The organism is Affinundibacterium seohonense (assembly GCF_014284305.1).
Lineage (GTDB): Bacteria > Pseudomonadota > Gammaproteobacteria > Burkholderiales > Burkholderiaceae_D > Undibacterium > Undibacterium seohonense.
In genome coordinates, this window is the sequence record NZ_JACOFW010000135.1 from 1 (window position 1) to 255 (window position 255).

At 44.7% G+C, this 255-nt stretch carries 1 protein-coding gene; it reads right to left on the minus strand.

What is annotated here, in order from left to right; translation table 11 throughout:
* A partial coding sequence (locus tag H8K52_RS20885; RefSeq protein WP_281388018.1) for a type VI secretion system contractile sheath domain-containing protein occupies positions 1 to 246 on the minus strand: 246 nt, incomplete at its 3' end.
* Positions 247 to 255 lie beyond the last annotated feature (9 nt).

Here is a 255-nt window from a genome sequence, read left to right on the forward strand (position 1 = left end):
AGAGATATCCCTTGAACTACTACCGATTTCAAATCCCCCCAACAGCAAGCCATAAGGACAACCGCCATACGTGTCATATTCGGATCCATAAATTAATTTGAACAATGTACTTTGATCAAATTGAACCACTTTTTCCATATCGCTCCATAACTCATCTTTAGTCGCATTGAAGACTTTGATCTTGAGCATCGCGTTGGTGTCGACCGCGGCAACAAGGCCATGCATACTCCGCCAGGTCGCTTCCAGTGCCTGAAA